At 39.3% G+C, this 13,091-nt stretch carries 12 protein-coding genes; 1 reads left to right on the top strand and 11 read right to left on the bottom strand.

What is annotated here, in order from left to right; all coding sequences use genetic code 11:
- The 5 genes from BMY66_RS04495 to BMY66_RS04475 form a co-directional block, all read right to left on the bottom strand.
- Complete coding sequence (locus BMY66_RS04495; RefSeq protein ID WP_044937166.1) at positions 1 to 804, bottom strand: enoyl-CoA hydratase-related protein; 804 nt, start codon at positions 802 to 804, stop codon at positions 1 to 3.
- Between the two features lie 79 nt (positions 805 to 883).
- Complete coding sequence (locus BMY66_RS04490) at positions 884 to 3,466, bottom strand: bifunctional diguanylate cyclase/phosphodiesterase (protein WP_090394277.1); 2,583 nt, start codon at positions 3,464 to 3,466, stop codon at positions 884 to 886.
- Positions 3,466 to 4,137, bottom strand: coding sequence for a DUF6320 domain-containing protein (locus tag BMY66_RS04485; RefSeq protein ID WP_090394276.1), 672 nt, complete (start codon positions 4,135 to 4,137; stop codon positions 3,466 to 3,468). The genes BMY66_RS04490 and BMY66_RS04485 overlap by 1 nt, the downstream gene beginning before the upstream one ends.
- Complete coding sequence (locus BMY66_RS04480; RefSeq protein WP_090394275.1) at positions 4,137 to 5,384, bottom strand: condensation domain-containing protein; 1,248 nt, start codon at positions 5,382 to 5,384, stop codon at positions 4,137 to 4,139. The genes BMY66_RS04485 and BMY66_RS04480 overlap by 1 nt, the downstream gene beginning before the upstream one ends.
- Before the next feature lie 12 nt (positions 5,385 to 5,396).
- A complete protein-coding gene (locus BMY66_RS04475) occupies positions 5,397 to 6,314 on the bottom strand; it encodes an alpha/beta hydrolase (protein ID WP_242942676.1) in 918 nt (305 codons plus the stop codon).
- A gap of 211 nt (positions 6,315 to 6,525) precedes the next feature.
- On the opposite strand from BMY66_RS04475, the gene BMY66_RS04470 reads away from it, so the two are divergent.
- Positions 6,526 to 6,723 (top strand): YjfB family protein, encoded by a 198-nt coding sequence (locus BMY66_RS04470; RefSeq protein ID WP_033153446.1) that lies wholly within the window; start codon positions 6,526 to 6,528, stop codon positions 6,721 to 6,723.
- Between the two features lie 291 nt (positions 6,724 to 7,014).
- On the opposite strand, the gene BMY66_RS04465 is transcribed toward BMY66_RS04470, so the two are convergent.
- The 6 genes from BMY66_RS04465 to BMY66_RS04440 are packed head-to-tail and all read right to left on the bottom strand — an operon-like array spanning position 7,015 to position 12,936.
- Positions 7,015 to 8,082, bottom strand: a complete 1,068-nt coding sequence (locus tag BMY66_RS04465) for a GntR family transcriptional regulator (protein ID WP_090394274.1) — start codon at positions 8,080 to 8,082, stop codon at positions 7,015 to 7,017.
- A gap of 2 nt (positions 8,083 to 8,084) precedes the next feature.
- Positions 8,085 to 9,299, bottom strand: coding sequence for an LL-diaminopimelate aminotransferase (locus tag BMY66_RS04460; RefSeq protein WP_090394273.1), 1,215 nt, complete (start codon positions 9,297 to 9,299; stop codon positions 8,085 to 8,087).
- 23 nt (positions 9,300 to 9,322) lie between these two features.
- Positions 9,323 to 10,111 carry a phosphoribosylformimino-5-aminoimidazole carboxamide ribotide isomerase gene (hisA, locus tag BMY66_RS04455; protein WP_090394272.1) on the bottom strand — a complete coding sequence of 263 codons (789 nt, stop codon included), beginning with the start codon at positions 10,109 to 10,111 and terminating at the stop codon, positions 9,323 to 9,325.
- 47 nt (positions 10,112 to 10,158) lie between these two features.
- Entirely contained in the window at positions 10,159 to 11,463 is a 1,305-nt protein-coding gene (locus tag BMY66_RS04450; RefSeq protein WP_090394271.1) for a M18 family aminopeptidase, read from the bottom strand.
- On the bottom strand, positions 11,460 to 12,038 hold the full coding sequence (locus BMY66_RS04445) for a flavin reductase family protein (protein ID WP_044937144.1): 579 nt from the start codon (positions 12,036 to 12,038) through the stop codon (positions 11,460 to 11,462). Before BMY66_RS04445 ends, BMY66_RS04450 begins: the two co-directional genes overlap by 4 nt.
- A 1-nt stretch (position 12,039) precedes the next feature.
- On the bottom strand, positions 12,040 to 12,936 hold the full coding sequence (locus tag BMY66_RS04440; RefSeq protein WP_044937141.1) for an exonuclease domain-containing protein: 897 nt from the start codon (positions 12,934 to 12,936) through the stop codon (positions 12,040 to 12,042).
- Between the last annotated feature and the right edge of the window lie 155 nt (positions 12,937 to 13,091).

The raw sequence follows: 13,091 nt of genomic DNA, 5'->3' as shown, positions 1-13,091 counted from the left end.
TTAGAAATCTGTAAGATTTGCAGCACGTCTCTCAAGGAATGCACCCATGCCCTCTGCCTTGTCGTGTGTAGAGCATGTAATACCGAAGAGGTTAGCCTCCATCTCAACTGCATTCTTGATGTCCATGTCGTAACCATTGTTGATTGCAGCCTTTGCAATAGAAACAGCATAGCTTCCCTTTGAAGCAATCTTCTTAGCCATTTCCTTAGCTGTGTTCATAAGCTCTTCCTTAGCAACAACCTTGTTTACAAGACCAATTCTGTATGCCTCGTTTGCATCGATTGAATCGCAAGTGAAGATAAGCTCCTTAGCGCGTCCCATACCAACAAGACGAGCAAGTCTCTGTGTGCCACCGAAACCTGGGATAATTCCAAGGCCTGTCTCTGGCTGACCAAATGTAGCATTGTCAGCAGCGATACGAATATCGCAAGCCATAGAGATTTCGCAACCACCGCCAAGTGCAAAGCCGTTAACAGCAGCGATTGTAACCTGTCTCATATTCATAAGCTTAAAGAATGGAACTGAAGCCTTCATACCAAATGCACGCGCCTCAGCTGCTGTGAAGTTAACCATCTCAGAGATGTCTGCTCCAGCAACAAATGACTTGTATGGGTTATCCTTCTTATCAGGACCGCCTGTAAGGATAAGAACCTTTACATCGTCTCTTGCTTCGATTTCTGTTAATGCAACATCAAGCTCATCAAGAGTCTCGCTGTTAAGTGCATTAAGTGCTGCTGGACGAGAGATAGTAAGTACCGCAATCTCATCAGCAACTTCAAGCTTTAAATTGTTAAATTCGCTCATAGTAATCCTCCTCTTTGTAGGGCATTCCCCTTCGATTTTTCATGATTACTATATTAGAGCATTGTTAAAGTTTTGTCAATCATTTTTGTTTCCTATTTTTAATTATTTCTTTCATCTTCTTTTTGTTCTCGTACATAGCAGAATCTGCCCTATCAAAAACGTCGGAAACAAATCTGTCTTCCTTGCTAAATTTCGCCCAGCCAACAGCCATTGTCACGCTATTAGCCTTATCGTTTCTTTTATTGGCCCTATCAATTTTGCCAAGTCTGTTTTCAATCATTTCATAGTCTTTGCCCTGGGCTATGGCGACAAATTCATCACCACCGATTCTATATACAGGGCTTCTTGCAAAGGCGTCGCACAAAATCATACAGCCTTCTTTTATATAATCATCACCTGCCTGATGTCCCTGATTGTCGTTTACTTGTTTCAAGCCATTTAAATCGCAAACAATAATGGCAAATTTTACCCCAACTCCTGCCTGTATCTGTGTATTTAAATGCTCCTCCTCATCAGCGTATGCTCTTTTGTTTTTAACACCTGTAAGCTGGTCTTTTGTAGCTCTTTCCTCTGCTTCAATAAGCGAAGTTGCATATTCTCTTTCTTGAACCACTTGCTTTTCGATGTTCATAACACCTACAAGAAGCCGTGCTTCATTATCCTCTTGTATAAGGGTTGCTCTCAAACACCAATGAACAACCTGGTTTTCAACCATCACTCTATACTTGTATACAAAGATTCCATCCTCTTCTATTCTTTTAAGAACAGTTTTTTTATCAAAGACCTTTAAAAAGTCCTTAATGTCATCTGGATGGAAAGTGTGCCAAACATTTCGTGCAGTCTCCTCAAAGAAATCTTCACCCTTCATCGCCAGATTAAGCCTTCCATATTCTTCTGAGGAATTATAGCTGACATAATTATTAGTGACAGGATCAACAGAGTAGATGTTTATAAACTCACCAGACAACGCCATGATACGGGAATAAGCTTTTCTCTCTTCTTTTATCTTCTCAATCGCCTCGCGCTGTTTCACCTGGTCATCAACATTATTGATACCTATCAGAATATAATTATCGTCTTCTCTGACCTTTACTGCCTTCAAGTTGACATATATAGGTTCACCGTTCACTATACGTCTATAGGTTATTGAAAATGTACCCTTATTCTTTAGACTCTTTATAATTTTATCCTTTGTGAAGGATTTATTCATCATATCTAAATCTTCAGAATAGATTCTGCTAAAAAAGTTATTCAAAGATTTATTAAAGAAATCCGTTCCTTTATTCTCAACAGATACATCTCTATTGAGGCCATCCGGATTGTATTCCACAAACTCATCAGTATCCATATTTACATAGAAAAGATTAATATAATCCTCTGATAAAGCTCGCGCTATATAGTTGTATGTAAGAGTGTCTGCCTGATTTATCTTTTCTCCAACTTGAAGAATTACAACAGCCACTGCGGCAACTTTCGTGACAGGATTTACAGCTACCCTTTGTAACAGCAATTGAATCGTCTTTTTATGCCTTGTTCTATCATCAAAGATTACCCTTTTCCCATCTTTAGCACATTTACGTATCGCATTTACGGTATATTCTCCAGCACTTTCTTTTGCATTTTCTTTGACTTTGTATATAAAATCTCTTCCTTCAATTCCGGAATTTGAATATAAGAAATTTCTAAAGGCCTGGTTTTCTCTGATAATTTTTATAACATCATCATAGGATTCAACAATCGCAACTGGAAACGTGTCAAAATAATTGTCCAAATCCCCATTCTTTCTTGCAAAAGAAATATCGTAAAGGTTTATCTTTCCAATTGACGCATAATAATCGGTTTCCTTTGGATTCTCAAAACCAATTGCCGTTCCTTTTTCATAACGTTCCAGAACTTGGCTAACTGAAATAGGCTTGCAGTAATAGAATCCCTGCATACGGCTACATCCAATTTCATTTAAAAAGTCAACCTGTTCTGCTGACTCAACGCCCTCTACTGCAGTCTCCATACCTAGTGACATAGCCATTCTGACAAATTCAGTCAAAATAATTCTAGCGCTTTCACTATTAGCAATTTGTCTTACGAAGAATATGTTTATTTTTAAAAGATCAAAATGCATCAACTGAAGCACAGCTGGCGCAGCATCTCCACTGCCATAATCATCAAGCCAAATCTGGAATCCCAGCTCCTGCAGCTGCTCTAACTGAGAAAGAATAAAATTATCCCCTGGATTAATAGCATCTTCAGAGACAGAAATAGCTATCATATGCTTTGATATTTTAGATTTTTCCACTCTTGTTGCTATTTCATCTACAACATCACAAGTATAAAAGTCCACTTGTGAAAGATTAACTGATGTAGGAACAACAAAAAGACCTCGCTTTAGCTGCTCTTCCATTTTTTCCAGTGTTCGTTCCAGCACAAATAAGTCCAGCAAATGGACTTTATTTACTGCCTCCATAGTAGGAACAAAATCGATTGGATTGAGCATACCAAAGACAGGGTCTTCCCATCTAACAAGCGCTTCCTCACCGCAGACTCGACCATTAGATGTACGAATTATTGGTTGATAGTACACCTCAATCCAGCCCTCAGAAAGCGCTCTGTCGATATTGTCGACAATGTATTTATTTTTGTTAAACTCTTCCCCGAATACTCCCATTAAACGTTTAGTCTCCTTTGGATTTCGCCAACCACTTCACGTCCTTTGAATATTATTGCGCCTACAAAGAGAATAACGCTCACCAGCAAGCATATAATCCATACTAGAGGACAATCTCTTTCAGCAAAATAAAATACAATGTAAGGTAAAATTCCAACCACTAAATTAGTTAGAAGATATACCATTGAATTTCCATTTTTATCAAGCATCGCCAAAACAAAATTTGCAATCAGAGTACCCATGATTACAATAGGCGCTACCCATTCAGCTATAACCCATAACTGGCCTATATAGTATGATGTAATTCCCAACATACCTAAGACAATAAACACAAACAGCGTCATTATTCTTGATGAACTAATACCTTTTTTGAATAATCGCATGATGCCAAATTCAAAAACAATAAGCCACATAGCAACTATCAAGCTCCAATGTATATGAGCAAGTGCTGGCCAAAGCTTTACACCAAAGAGAAAATCTACCCCTAAGCTTGCAATTACAATTGTCCAAATAATGAACAGCTGGACCTTGTAAAAAAATGATTGTAGCTGGAGTGTCGTCTGCTTTGGAAAATAAGGAGCCTCTGCTTCTCCATTTAACTTACTTTGGCATAGTGGACATTTTTTAAGGTTGCCACCTACCTCTATTTTACAATAAGGACAGTTCTTCATTATCGAATCACCTCCGTAGCATAAACTCTAATGTTGATTCCCTCGTCAGTCAGTCCGCGTACCAGGTTCTTAACAACTCTGGTGTTGGAATAAGGTGATGATATTCCAAGTGACAAATCCCCATTGTAGCTAGACATTGTAGAGAAAAGATTTCCTGAGCTACAGAATGCACTGTAGTTCTGAACCTGCTCTGCCACTTCCTTTGGTGGTTTCTGAACTCCCAAATTAGAAAGAACCATTGAAACCTTTTTATCTGTAATCTTTGAGCCATAGCGAACAACCCACTGCTTTATAAAAAGTGGAACTGCTCGAACTGGAGCTACATACTCCATGGTCTCAAAGTTATCCATCTGTTTTTTAATGTTTTCCTCAGTAAGATTTGCCTTAAGCTTCTCATCGAATTCCTTAACCAAATCTTCAAATGAAATCTCCTCATCAAAAACATGGGAAACATTAACATTGTTGAAGAAGTTTCTGGATGTCTGACTTGGATAGTAATTTCTAAGATTTACAGGCATTGACACATTTATAGGTGTCTTGCGCTTTCTAGGAGGCATGTCCTCCATGATTGCCAGCATGAATCTAGCGCCAATGTAGCTTGTAAGAGATACTCCAAGTTCCTTTGCCTTTGGCAGCAGCTGCTCTGTAGGCATGTGAACCTCGAAAAACTGAAGCTGATCGTATGGAAGCTTTAATCCACTTGGATGATATGCGTACTTAAGGGATGAACCTTTAAGTCCCATGCTTCCAAAGAACTGCTTGTAACTATCCTGATTCAAGTCATCCTCTGACGCTCCAGAGTGGATAGTTGTCTCCTCGTATCTTCCTGGATATTTTAGCTTTAAATAATCCAAAACTATGATATTTAAAAACTCTAGTGCACCTGTTCCATCAGAAATTGCATGGAACAAATCTAGATTAATTCTCTTGCCGTAATAAGTAACTCTGTAATGAAGCATTGGTCTGCCAGGAACATAAAGAATCGGACAAACTCTTCCGTGTTCTTCTGTAACAACTGGCTGAATATCTGTGTCCTCCATATAGTGCCAGAAAATGCCTCGGCGAATTCTCACCTGGAACTGTGGTCTTATTTGAATTGCAGAAAGCACTGCTTCCTGAAGTAAATCTGGATCAATGTCCTCCCATAATGTACAGCTGACCCTGAGAGTTCGTGTATCTCTCTTAGCTGCAGTCGCCAAAAAAACCTTTGCGACATTGTCAACCTTATACCAATTATCTCTACTCATTCTCTCTTGTCCTTACTCATATATTACATTCGTGACGAACCGTGACAGACGTTTCATAGCTCGCCCAGCCATTGGCAGGGGCATCTGCTGATACACATGCCATCCATCTTTTTCGGTGTCCAGCGTCACCTGTGCGCCAGCCTTATGAATCTTTTTTGACAGCTGTGCGCTATCCTCATAAAGGATTTCATTTTTACCAACCATAATAAGGGTTGGTGGAAAATCCTTGAAATCTCCATATAACGGACTGTATTTTGCATCGGCTTTGTCTGCCTTCGCACCTATGTAAGCATCTCTCACTCCCTCCACATAATCCTTTGTAAGGATTGGATCCTTATCTTTGCAGGATTCGTAAGATGAAGATGTGGCTGTCATATCCGTCCATGGGCTAAATAACAATAAAGCTTTAGGCCCAATTCGACCTTCTTCTATAAGCTTTTGTGTCATACACAATACAAGATTTCCTCCTGCTGAATCTCCTGCAAGAAGAATCTGTTTTGCTCCATAGCCCTGCTGCACAAGATGATTCCATACAACCATTCCATCATCCAAAGCAGCTGGATATTTGTTTTCAGGGGCGAGTCTATACTCGAACGAGACTACAGAAAAGCCTGTGGATATAGCTAATTTTGCTGCAAGAATCCTTGCATAACCAAGACCGCCGCAAGTATATCCACCGCCATGAGCATATAAAATTATGTAGTTTGGATTATGGGCCAAATCTGGTTTAACCCATTCACAAGAAACGCCCTCTGCAATGAAGCTTTCTACAGTAAACCCATCGTTTGGAGTGGCAAGCTTACTTGCCAATTCCATGGAAGATCTTTGCTTTTTAAGGTCCTCCTGGGTAAGCGATTTACCGCCAATAGAGTTGACTGCTTTGATTGCTTTCATCAAAGGATCGTTCAAATTGATTTTTAGTATAGCCATGTTTCCCCTCTAATTATAACTATATTTTATTATAATTATTCTTTTTTCATTTTTCTACAGTGCACATAAAAACTACACTTATTTCTCACACTTCTGCATAATTCACAGTTTGTTCACATATTAGTCACAATTTGGCACCAAATAAAATATAGCAAATGATACACTTAAATAGAAATGAAAAAGATTCAGTCTTTTTTAGGGGAGGCGCCATATGGATATAGCCGAAATTTCTATGAGCCTAAGTCAAAATCAGTTAATGTCAGCAGTGGGGACTGCTATGCTCGGTAAGACATTAGATCTTGTAGAAGGACAGGGTCAGGCGCTAGCACAGAGTATGAGTATGAATACTCCTTCACTAGAGAGCTTGGTCTATCCCACTTCCGGCACCATGATAGATGTGCGCGTATGAGTTAATTTAATGTATTTGGTGTTTTTATTAAAGCTGGTACGATGGTACCAGCTATTTGTTTGTAGCGTATTTAGTTACATGCATTAACATATTTCTATTATTTCACACCATCGGTCAGCAATTCACAAATACTATTTTTATTTTGCATTCTTTATTCACATATTTTCCATTGTTCCTTCAGAAATTGATTGTATTATAATTACATCGCAAGACAGAAGCGATGAACCATTTTTTTCATAACATTATTCTCCCTTTTTAAAAAAGACGCCCCGCCGGCGTCTTTTTTACTGCTTAAAAACATGATTTTCTTTCTATTACTTTTGGCTCCAATAATATGTGAGCCTCTTTTTTTGAAATGCTTCCGTCAATGAGCCCAAGCAAGGTCTGGGCTGCTTTCTTTCCTAACTCCTCCTGCGGATGAGCAATTGTGGTGATGCCTTTGCTGTGTGCAAGCAGAGAGTTGTCAAACCCTGTCACCGAAATATCATGAGGAACATTTCTGCCTATATTGGTCAATCCCTTTATTACATCTGCTGCGATTTCATCGTTGTAGCAAACTACTCCATGACAAGGAATTCCATTTTCAAAAATCCTGAGAAGCCCTTCCATAGGCTTTGTAGATTTATCCTTTGTGTGATACCACACAACTAAATCAGGATCATAAGCAACGCCTGCAGAAGCCAATGCTTTTACATACCCCTTGTGTCGAAGAATCCCCTGAGTATCATCTGCCTTGAAAATACCTGCGATCTGTCGATGTCCTAAACCAAGCAAATGCTCTGTGATAAGCTTGCCGCCTTCCACATCGTCAAGCATTACATAAGGCCTGTCCATCATAGCCTCATAGCATCCCTGAATAAATACATAAGGGATTCCCATTGCATCCATTTGCTCGTACAAGACCTGATGCTGGCAGCTGATAGCACTTTGGCTAGGTTCAATAATCATGCCGTCAATGTTTTTAGACAAAAGCTCTTCCATACACCAAGCCTCACCCTTACGGGAATTGTTGGTGGTTTTAAGAAGGATACTATATCCATTTTCATCCAGGACCTGATTGATACCCTGAATAACTCTCGGGAAAATATAATCCGACATGTAAGTCGAAACCACAGCAATATTTTTGCTGTGGCCTCTTTTTGTTTTGGGACGTGCAACAAAGGTTCCGCTTCCATGACGTGCATAAAGATAGCCTTCAGAAATAAGCTGTCCTATGGCTTTTCGTACCGTTTGTCTACTAACACCATACTTTGCGGCCAGCTCATTTTCCGAAGCTATTTTCTCATCCACCCCATATTTGCCGGAATTGATTGCCTTTTTTATGTCTTTAATTATTAGTTCATACTTAGTATTAACCATATTTATAAGTTTTTGATTCGCTCAATAGCTCTAACTGTATTTTCAGCTGAACCAAAAGCAGTAAGTCTAAAGTAGCCCTCACCTGATGGTCCAAAGCCAGCACCTGGTGTTCCAACGATTTGAACATTCTCAAGAAGATAATCAAAGAAATCCCATGATGTCATGTTGTCAGGTGTCTTTAACCAAATATAAGGAGCATTAACTCCACCATATACCTGATATCCAGCATCCTTAAGACCAGTGTAGATTGTCTTGGCATTGTTCATGTAGAAGCCAACCTGCTGCTTAATCTGAGCCTGACCTTCTGCAGAGTAAACTGCCTCTCCTGCTCTCTGGATGATGTAAGGTGCCCCGTTGAACTTTGTACCGTGACGGCGAGCCCACATACCGTGAAGTGATACACCGTCATAAACAAGATCCTTTGGCACTACTGTGTATCCCAAACGAACGCCAGTAAAGCCAGCATTCTTTGAGAATGAATGAATCTCGATAGCGCAAGTCTTTGCACCTGTACATTCATAAATAGAATGAGGAACATCTTCCTCTGAAATATATGCTTCGTATGCTGCATCAAAAATGATGAGGCACTTATTTTTGTTTGCATAATCAACCCAAAGCTGAAGCTGGCTCTTTGTAAGAGTAGTTCCTGTAGGGTTGTTTGGAAGACATAGATAGATTACATCTGGTGTCTCCTTTGGAAATTCTGGAACGAAATTGTTCTCAGCTGTTGTTGGCATGTAGATAAGATCTGACCACTTACCAAGAGTAGCATCATATGTGCCACATCGTCCTGCCATAACATTTGAATCTACGTAAACTGGATAGACCGGATCACAAACAGCGATTTTAACATCTGCTGCAAATAATTCCTGAATATCTGCAGAATCTGATTTTGCTCCATCCGAAACAAAAACTTCATCTGCTGAAATATCGCAGCCTCTGCTTTGATAATCATTCTTTGCAATGGCCTCACGCAAGAATGAATATCCTAAATCTGGAGCATAACCATGGAAGGTTTTAGCGTCTCCCATTTCATCAACTGCACTGTGAAGTGCGTTAATCATAGCTGGTGCAATTGGTTGTGTTACATCGCCAATACCAAGTCTGATAATATCTGCATTTGGATTAGCTTCTTGATATGCAGCTACTTTTTTCGCGATTGTAGAGAATAGATAGCTGCCTGGGAGTTTTTGGAAATTTGTGTTTACTTTAAACATGTGTACCTTCCTTTGTTGCCTTATTACCTAGTTACAATTCTTTTCACTATTCTTTCGTAGGATAAATCTCCGCCGAATAAATCCAGGCATGAGCCTACAGTGAAATCCATATTATTATCAGATAGATAGCTAATGAGTTCTATATCTCCGTAATCTGATACTCCACCTGCATATGTAATTGGAACACGCTTGTAACCTGATAAAAAACCAACTAAATCCCTATCAATACCGCTCTGTCTTCCCTCCACATCTGCTGCATGAATCAAAAACTCATCGCAATAGTATGCAAGTCTATCAAGGAAATTGTATGTGATAATCTCCTTGGAAACCTTCTGCCATCTGTCTGTAACAATGACATATTTATCATCTATTCTGGTACAAGATAAATCCAGAACCAAATGCTCTCTTCCAACGACCTCTGATATGCGCTTCAAAGCATCGTAATCGACTCTTCCATCGTTAAAAACAAAAGAAGTAACAATAACATGGCTGGCACCAGCAGATATAAAATCTCTAGCGTTTTTATCATCTACTCCGCCACCATACTGCATTCCACCAGGATATGCTCTAAGAGCTTCCATAGCTTCTTCCTTTGAAGCCTCATACTCTGGTGTGCCTTTCATATTCAGATTGATAATGTGTCCACCTCTAAGATCATCTGACTTGTAAAGGTTCGCAAAATAAGCTGCACCTTTGTCCGCTACAAAATTCTCCTTCGGCTGACCATCTGCTTTCCCCAAATCTGAAATAGTTGAACCAACAATTTGCTTTACCTTACCGTTGTGAATGTCAATGCATGGTCTGAATTTCATCTCATTTTCCCCCAAGTGTCAATATAAGTGTGTCAAAGCCTTCAAAATTAATCAAAATTATAATCTGAGCCCGAAACATTTTCAATGACAGTTTCGTAAAATTTCGTAGCAATTTTAAGCAAATATTCGGTATCTTTCACACCTGCTGTCTCATATGGAGAATGCATAGCAAGCTGAGCTAATCCGATATCAACACCATTGATTGAAACATGAGCGTTTGAAATGTTACCAAGTGTAGAACCACCAGCTACATCCGAACGGTTTACAAATGTCTGATATGGAACCTTTGCCTTGTTGCACATTTCTGTGAAAATTCCAAATGCCAAACCATCTGTCATGTATTTCTGATTTGCATTGAACTTGATTACAACGCCTTCATTCATATAAACCTTGTTTGTTGGGTCGCTCTTTTCTGCATAGTTTGGATGTAGCGCATGAGCATTGTCTGCAGAAACCATAAATGAATTTGCAATTGCTGTGAGAAGGCTTGAGTTATTGCCACCCATAGCTTCGTTAATGCGAACCAAAGTATCATATAAGAATGTAGAATCAGCACCCTGCTTTGTACCACTTCCTACTTCTTCATTATCAAATGTTACGTGAATCTGAGCTGCTGTGTTTGAATTCTTAGCTCCAAGAAGTCCCATCATTGAGCTGTATGAGCACTGAAGGTCATCAAGTCTTCTGATAGAAATAAATTCTTCGTCTGCACCCCAAACTTTACCTGGCTCTCTGTTGTAGAGGAATAAATCAGAACCTACGATTTCCTCTTCCTTAACTGAAAGCTCTGCTGCAACAAGCTTCTTAAGATTAAAGTTTTCATCCATAGATACAAGTGGAAGTAAATCCTTCTGTGGATTGTATTTGTAACCATCGTTTGCTTCTCTGTTCATGTGGATTGCAAGTGAAGGAAGCATGCAAAGATCTCTGTCGAAATCTATAAGCTTTGTCTCGATACCATTTTTGCTTCTGACAATTACACGACCAGCGATTGAAAGTGGTCTGTCAAACCAAGGAGCCATAAGCATTCCGCCGTACTTTTCTGTGTTAAGCTTTACATAGTGGCCCTCTTTCATTTCTGGCTGTTCTTTGATTCTGAATGTTGGTGAATCGCTGTGTGAAGCCATAATCATGAAGCTCTTAAGTGAATCCTTAGGCATTCTGAATGCAAGAATTGATGAACCGTTTCTTGTAACGAAATAGTTCTTACCAAGCTCGATTTTCCACTCTTTAGCTTCGTTTAACTCTACGAAACCAGCATCTAAAAATCTCTGTCTCTCGTTTGCCACAACGTGAAACTGAGATGGGCTCTCCTCTATAAATTCAAATAGTCCTCTTACTGTCTTGTTCATTTTTTCTTTCCTTCTTTCTTTTTTATAGAGTAACCAAAGGTACCCTTTGGTTTTGTAAGGCCAAAATAAGTGCCATGGCAATATGCCAATGGCTCTGATTCTTCCAATTGAAACTTTCCTGTTTCATTCATATACTTCTCATCTGCATGCACAGCAAGAACATCTGCAACGAACATAGTATGGCTACCATATTCATGTGCTTCTCTCACCCTGCACTCGATGTTGACTGGCGATTCAACTAGCATAGGAACATTGACTTCATCAGCCATTTCCTTGTGAAGGCCGCAAGCTTCGAACTTATCTACATCCCTACCGCTTTTAACACCACAGAAATCTGTAGCGAAAGCAAGCTCCTCTGTAGTCAAGTTGATTACAAATTCACCTGTCTCTTTTATCATATTGTATGAGTATCTGCTAGGCCTAACTGAAATGTATGCCATAGGCGGATTGGTACATACTGTTCCTGTCCATGCAACAGTAAACACATTATCATTTCCTTCCTTATCTCGGCATGTAATCATTACAGCTGGAAGTGGATAAATCATATTACCTGCTTTCCACTTTTGTTTTCCCATTTTATATCTCCTTAGACTTTTCTTCCATCATCTCAGAGAAAGTACCCATATATACATTTCCCTGACCGAGTAAGAATCCTAAATCATCCATAAAAGCTTTTGTCTTTGGATTCTCGTGGAAGCCTTTACGCTTTAATTCTTCCAAGAAATCAGTACCTATCTTAGAATCGATGATTAGTTCATCATCCTCTTCCACATCACCAAAGCTTCTATTTTTAACATATTCGCCTCTGAACTTTTTATATTCAGCTGCTCGTACCCCATCGTACTTCATCTGATCCTGTTCGATGATTCTGATGCAGTTAAGCATGTCTTCAGCATCTGCAAGAGCGTTATGCTCCACATGACCGCCAAGGCCACAGATTGTTTTCATATCTGCAAGGGAAAGATTTGCATCTAAGCCTCCAGTAACATCCAAGCTGACTTCTTTTTGAATATTGTCAAAAGTGCTAATAAACTTTGCAACGCTTCGCTTAAGTGGCTTTTCCAGATTTCTAGATTCATAGTCTCTTTGAAAGCTGTTTTTATCTCCGCCCCAAACGCAGATTTTTCCAACCTGAAACTTACGAATGCGAGTGATAAGCTCAGTCATAACATCCTCGTAAGCTGGAGCGTCCTCTAAATCTTCATTGGTAAGACCAGTGAGCTCAGTAATAAGCGGCGGTAATTTATGGCCAGGTCTTAGCTGAACTGTTGAGTAGAATCTATCAAGCTCCTCATGGGCTGGGTTTGTAATAATTACGCCCACAGAAATAACATCCTCGATGGAACTCTTTTTATATCTCGCGCTAAGATATTCCGCATCAAGGAATGCCTGATTCTTGCCTTTGTATCCTGCAGGAGCAGTCTGACTAGGCCCTTTTACTTTGTTTTTTGTACTTGTATTATTTGTAGCCAAATTTATCTCCAAACTTTGTAAATTAATGTGAATTCATTGTACCAAAAAAATCTCTACTATACAAAAGCCATAAATAATAAATCACACGCAATTTGTTTTTGCAGAAATACACTCAAAAATGTTTTTATTTTAATACATTGTGAATTTTTTGTCAC

Origin of the sequence: Pseudobutyrivibrio sp. C4 (assembly GCF_900111635.1) — a bacterium.
GTDB classification, from domain to species: Bacteria; Bacillota; Clostridia; order Lachnospirales; family Lachnospiraceae; genus Pseudobutyrivibrio; species Pseudobutyrivibrio ruminis.
The sequence above is the reverse complement of the archived record's forward strand: the minus strand, read 5'-3'. Positions and strand labels throughout refer to the sequence as shown.

Coding starts and splice junctions, on each gene's coding strand:
- BMY66_RS04490 (WP_090394277.1), bottom strand. CDS start 3,466: ATGGGAGTATTCGGGGAAGAGTTTAACAAAAATAAATACATTGTCGAC.
- BMY66_RS04495 (WP_044937166.1), bottom strand. CDS start 804: ATGAGCGAATTTAACAATTTAAAGCTTGAAGTTGCTGATGAGATTGCG.
- BMY66_RS04445 (WP_044937144.1), bottom strand. CDS start 12,038: ATGGGAAAACAAAAGTGGAAAGCAGGTAATATGATTTATCCACTTCCA.
- BMY66_RS04485 (WP_090394276.1), bottom strand. CDS start 4,137: ATGAAGAACTGTCCTTATTGTAAAATAGAGGTAGGTGGCAACCTTAAA.
- hisA (WP_090394272.1), bottom strand. CDS start 10,111: ATGAAATTCAGACCATGCATTGACATTCACAACGGTAAGGTAAAGCAA.
- BMY66_RS04480 (WP_090394275.1), bottom strand. CDS start 5,384: ATGAGTAGAGATAATTGGTATAAGGTTGACAATGTCGCAAAGGTTTTT.
- BMY66_RS04450 (WP_090394271.1), bottom strand. CDS start 11,463: ATGAACAAGACAGTAAGAGGACTATTTGAATTTATAGAGGAGAGCCCA.
- BMY66_RS04460 (WP_090394273.1), bottom strand. CDS start 9,299: ATGTTTAAAGTAAACACAAATTTCCAAAAACTCCCAGGCAGCTATCTA.
- BMY66_RS04465 (WP_090394274.1), bottom strand. CDS start 8,082: ATGGTTAATACTAAGTATGAACTAATAATTAAAGACATAAAAAAGGCA.
- BMY66_RS04475 (WP_242942676.1), bottom strand. CDS start 6,314: ATGGCTATACTAAAAATCAATTTGAACGATCCTTTGATGAAAGCAATC.
- BMY66_RS04470 (WP_033153446.1), top strand. CDS start 6,526: ATGGATATAGCCGAAATTTCTATGAGCCTAAGTCAAAATCAGTTAATG.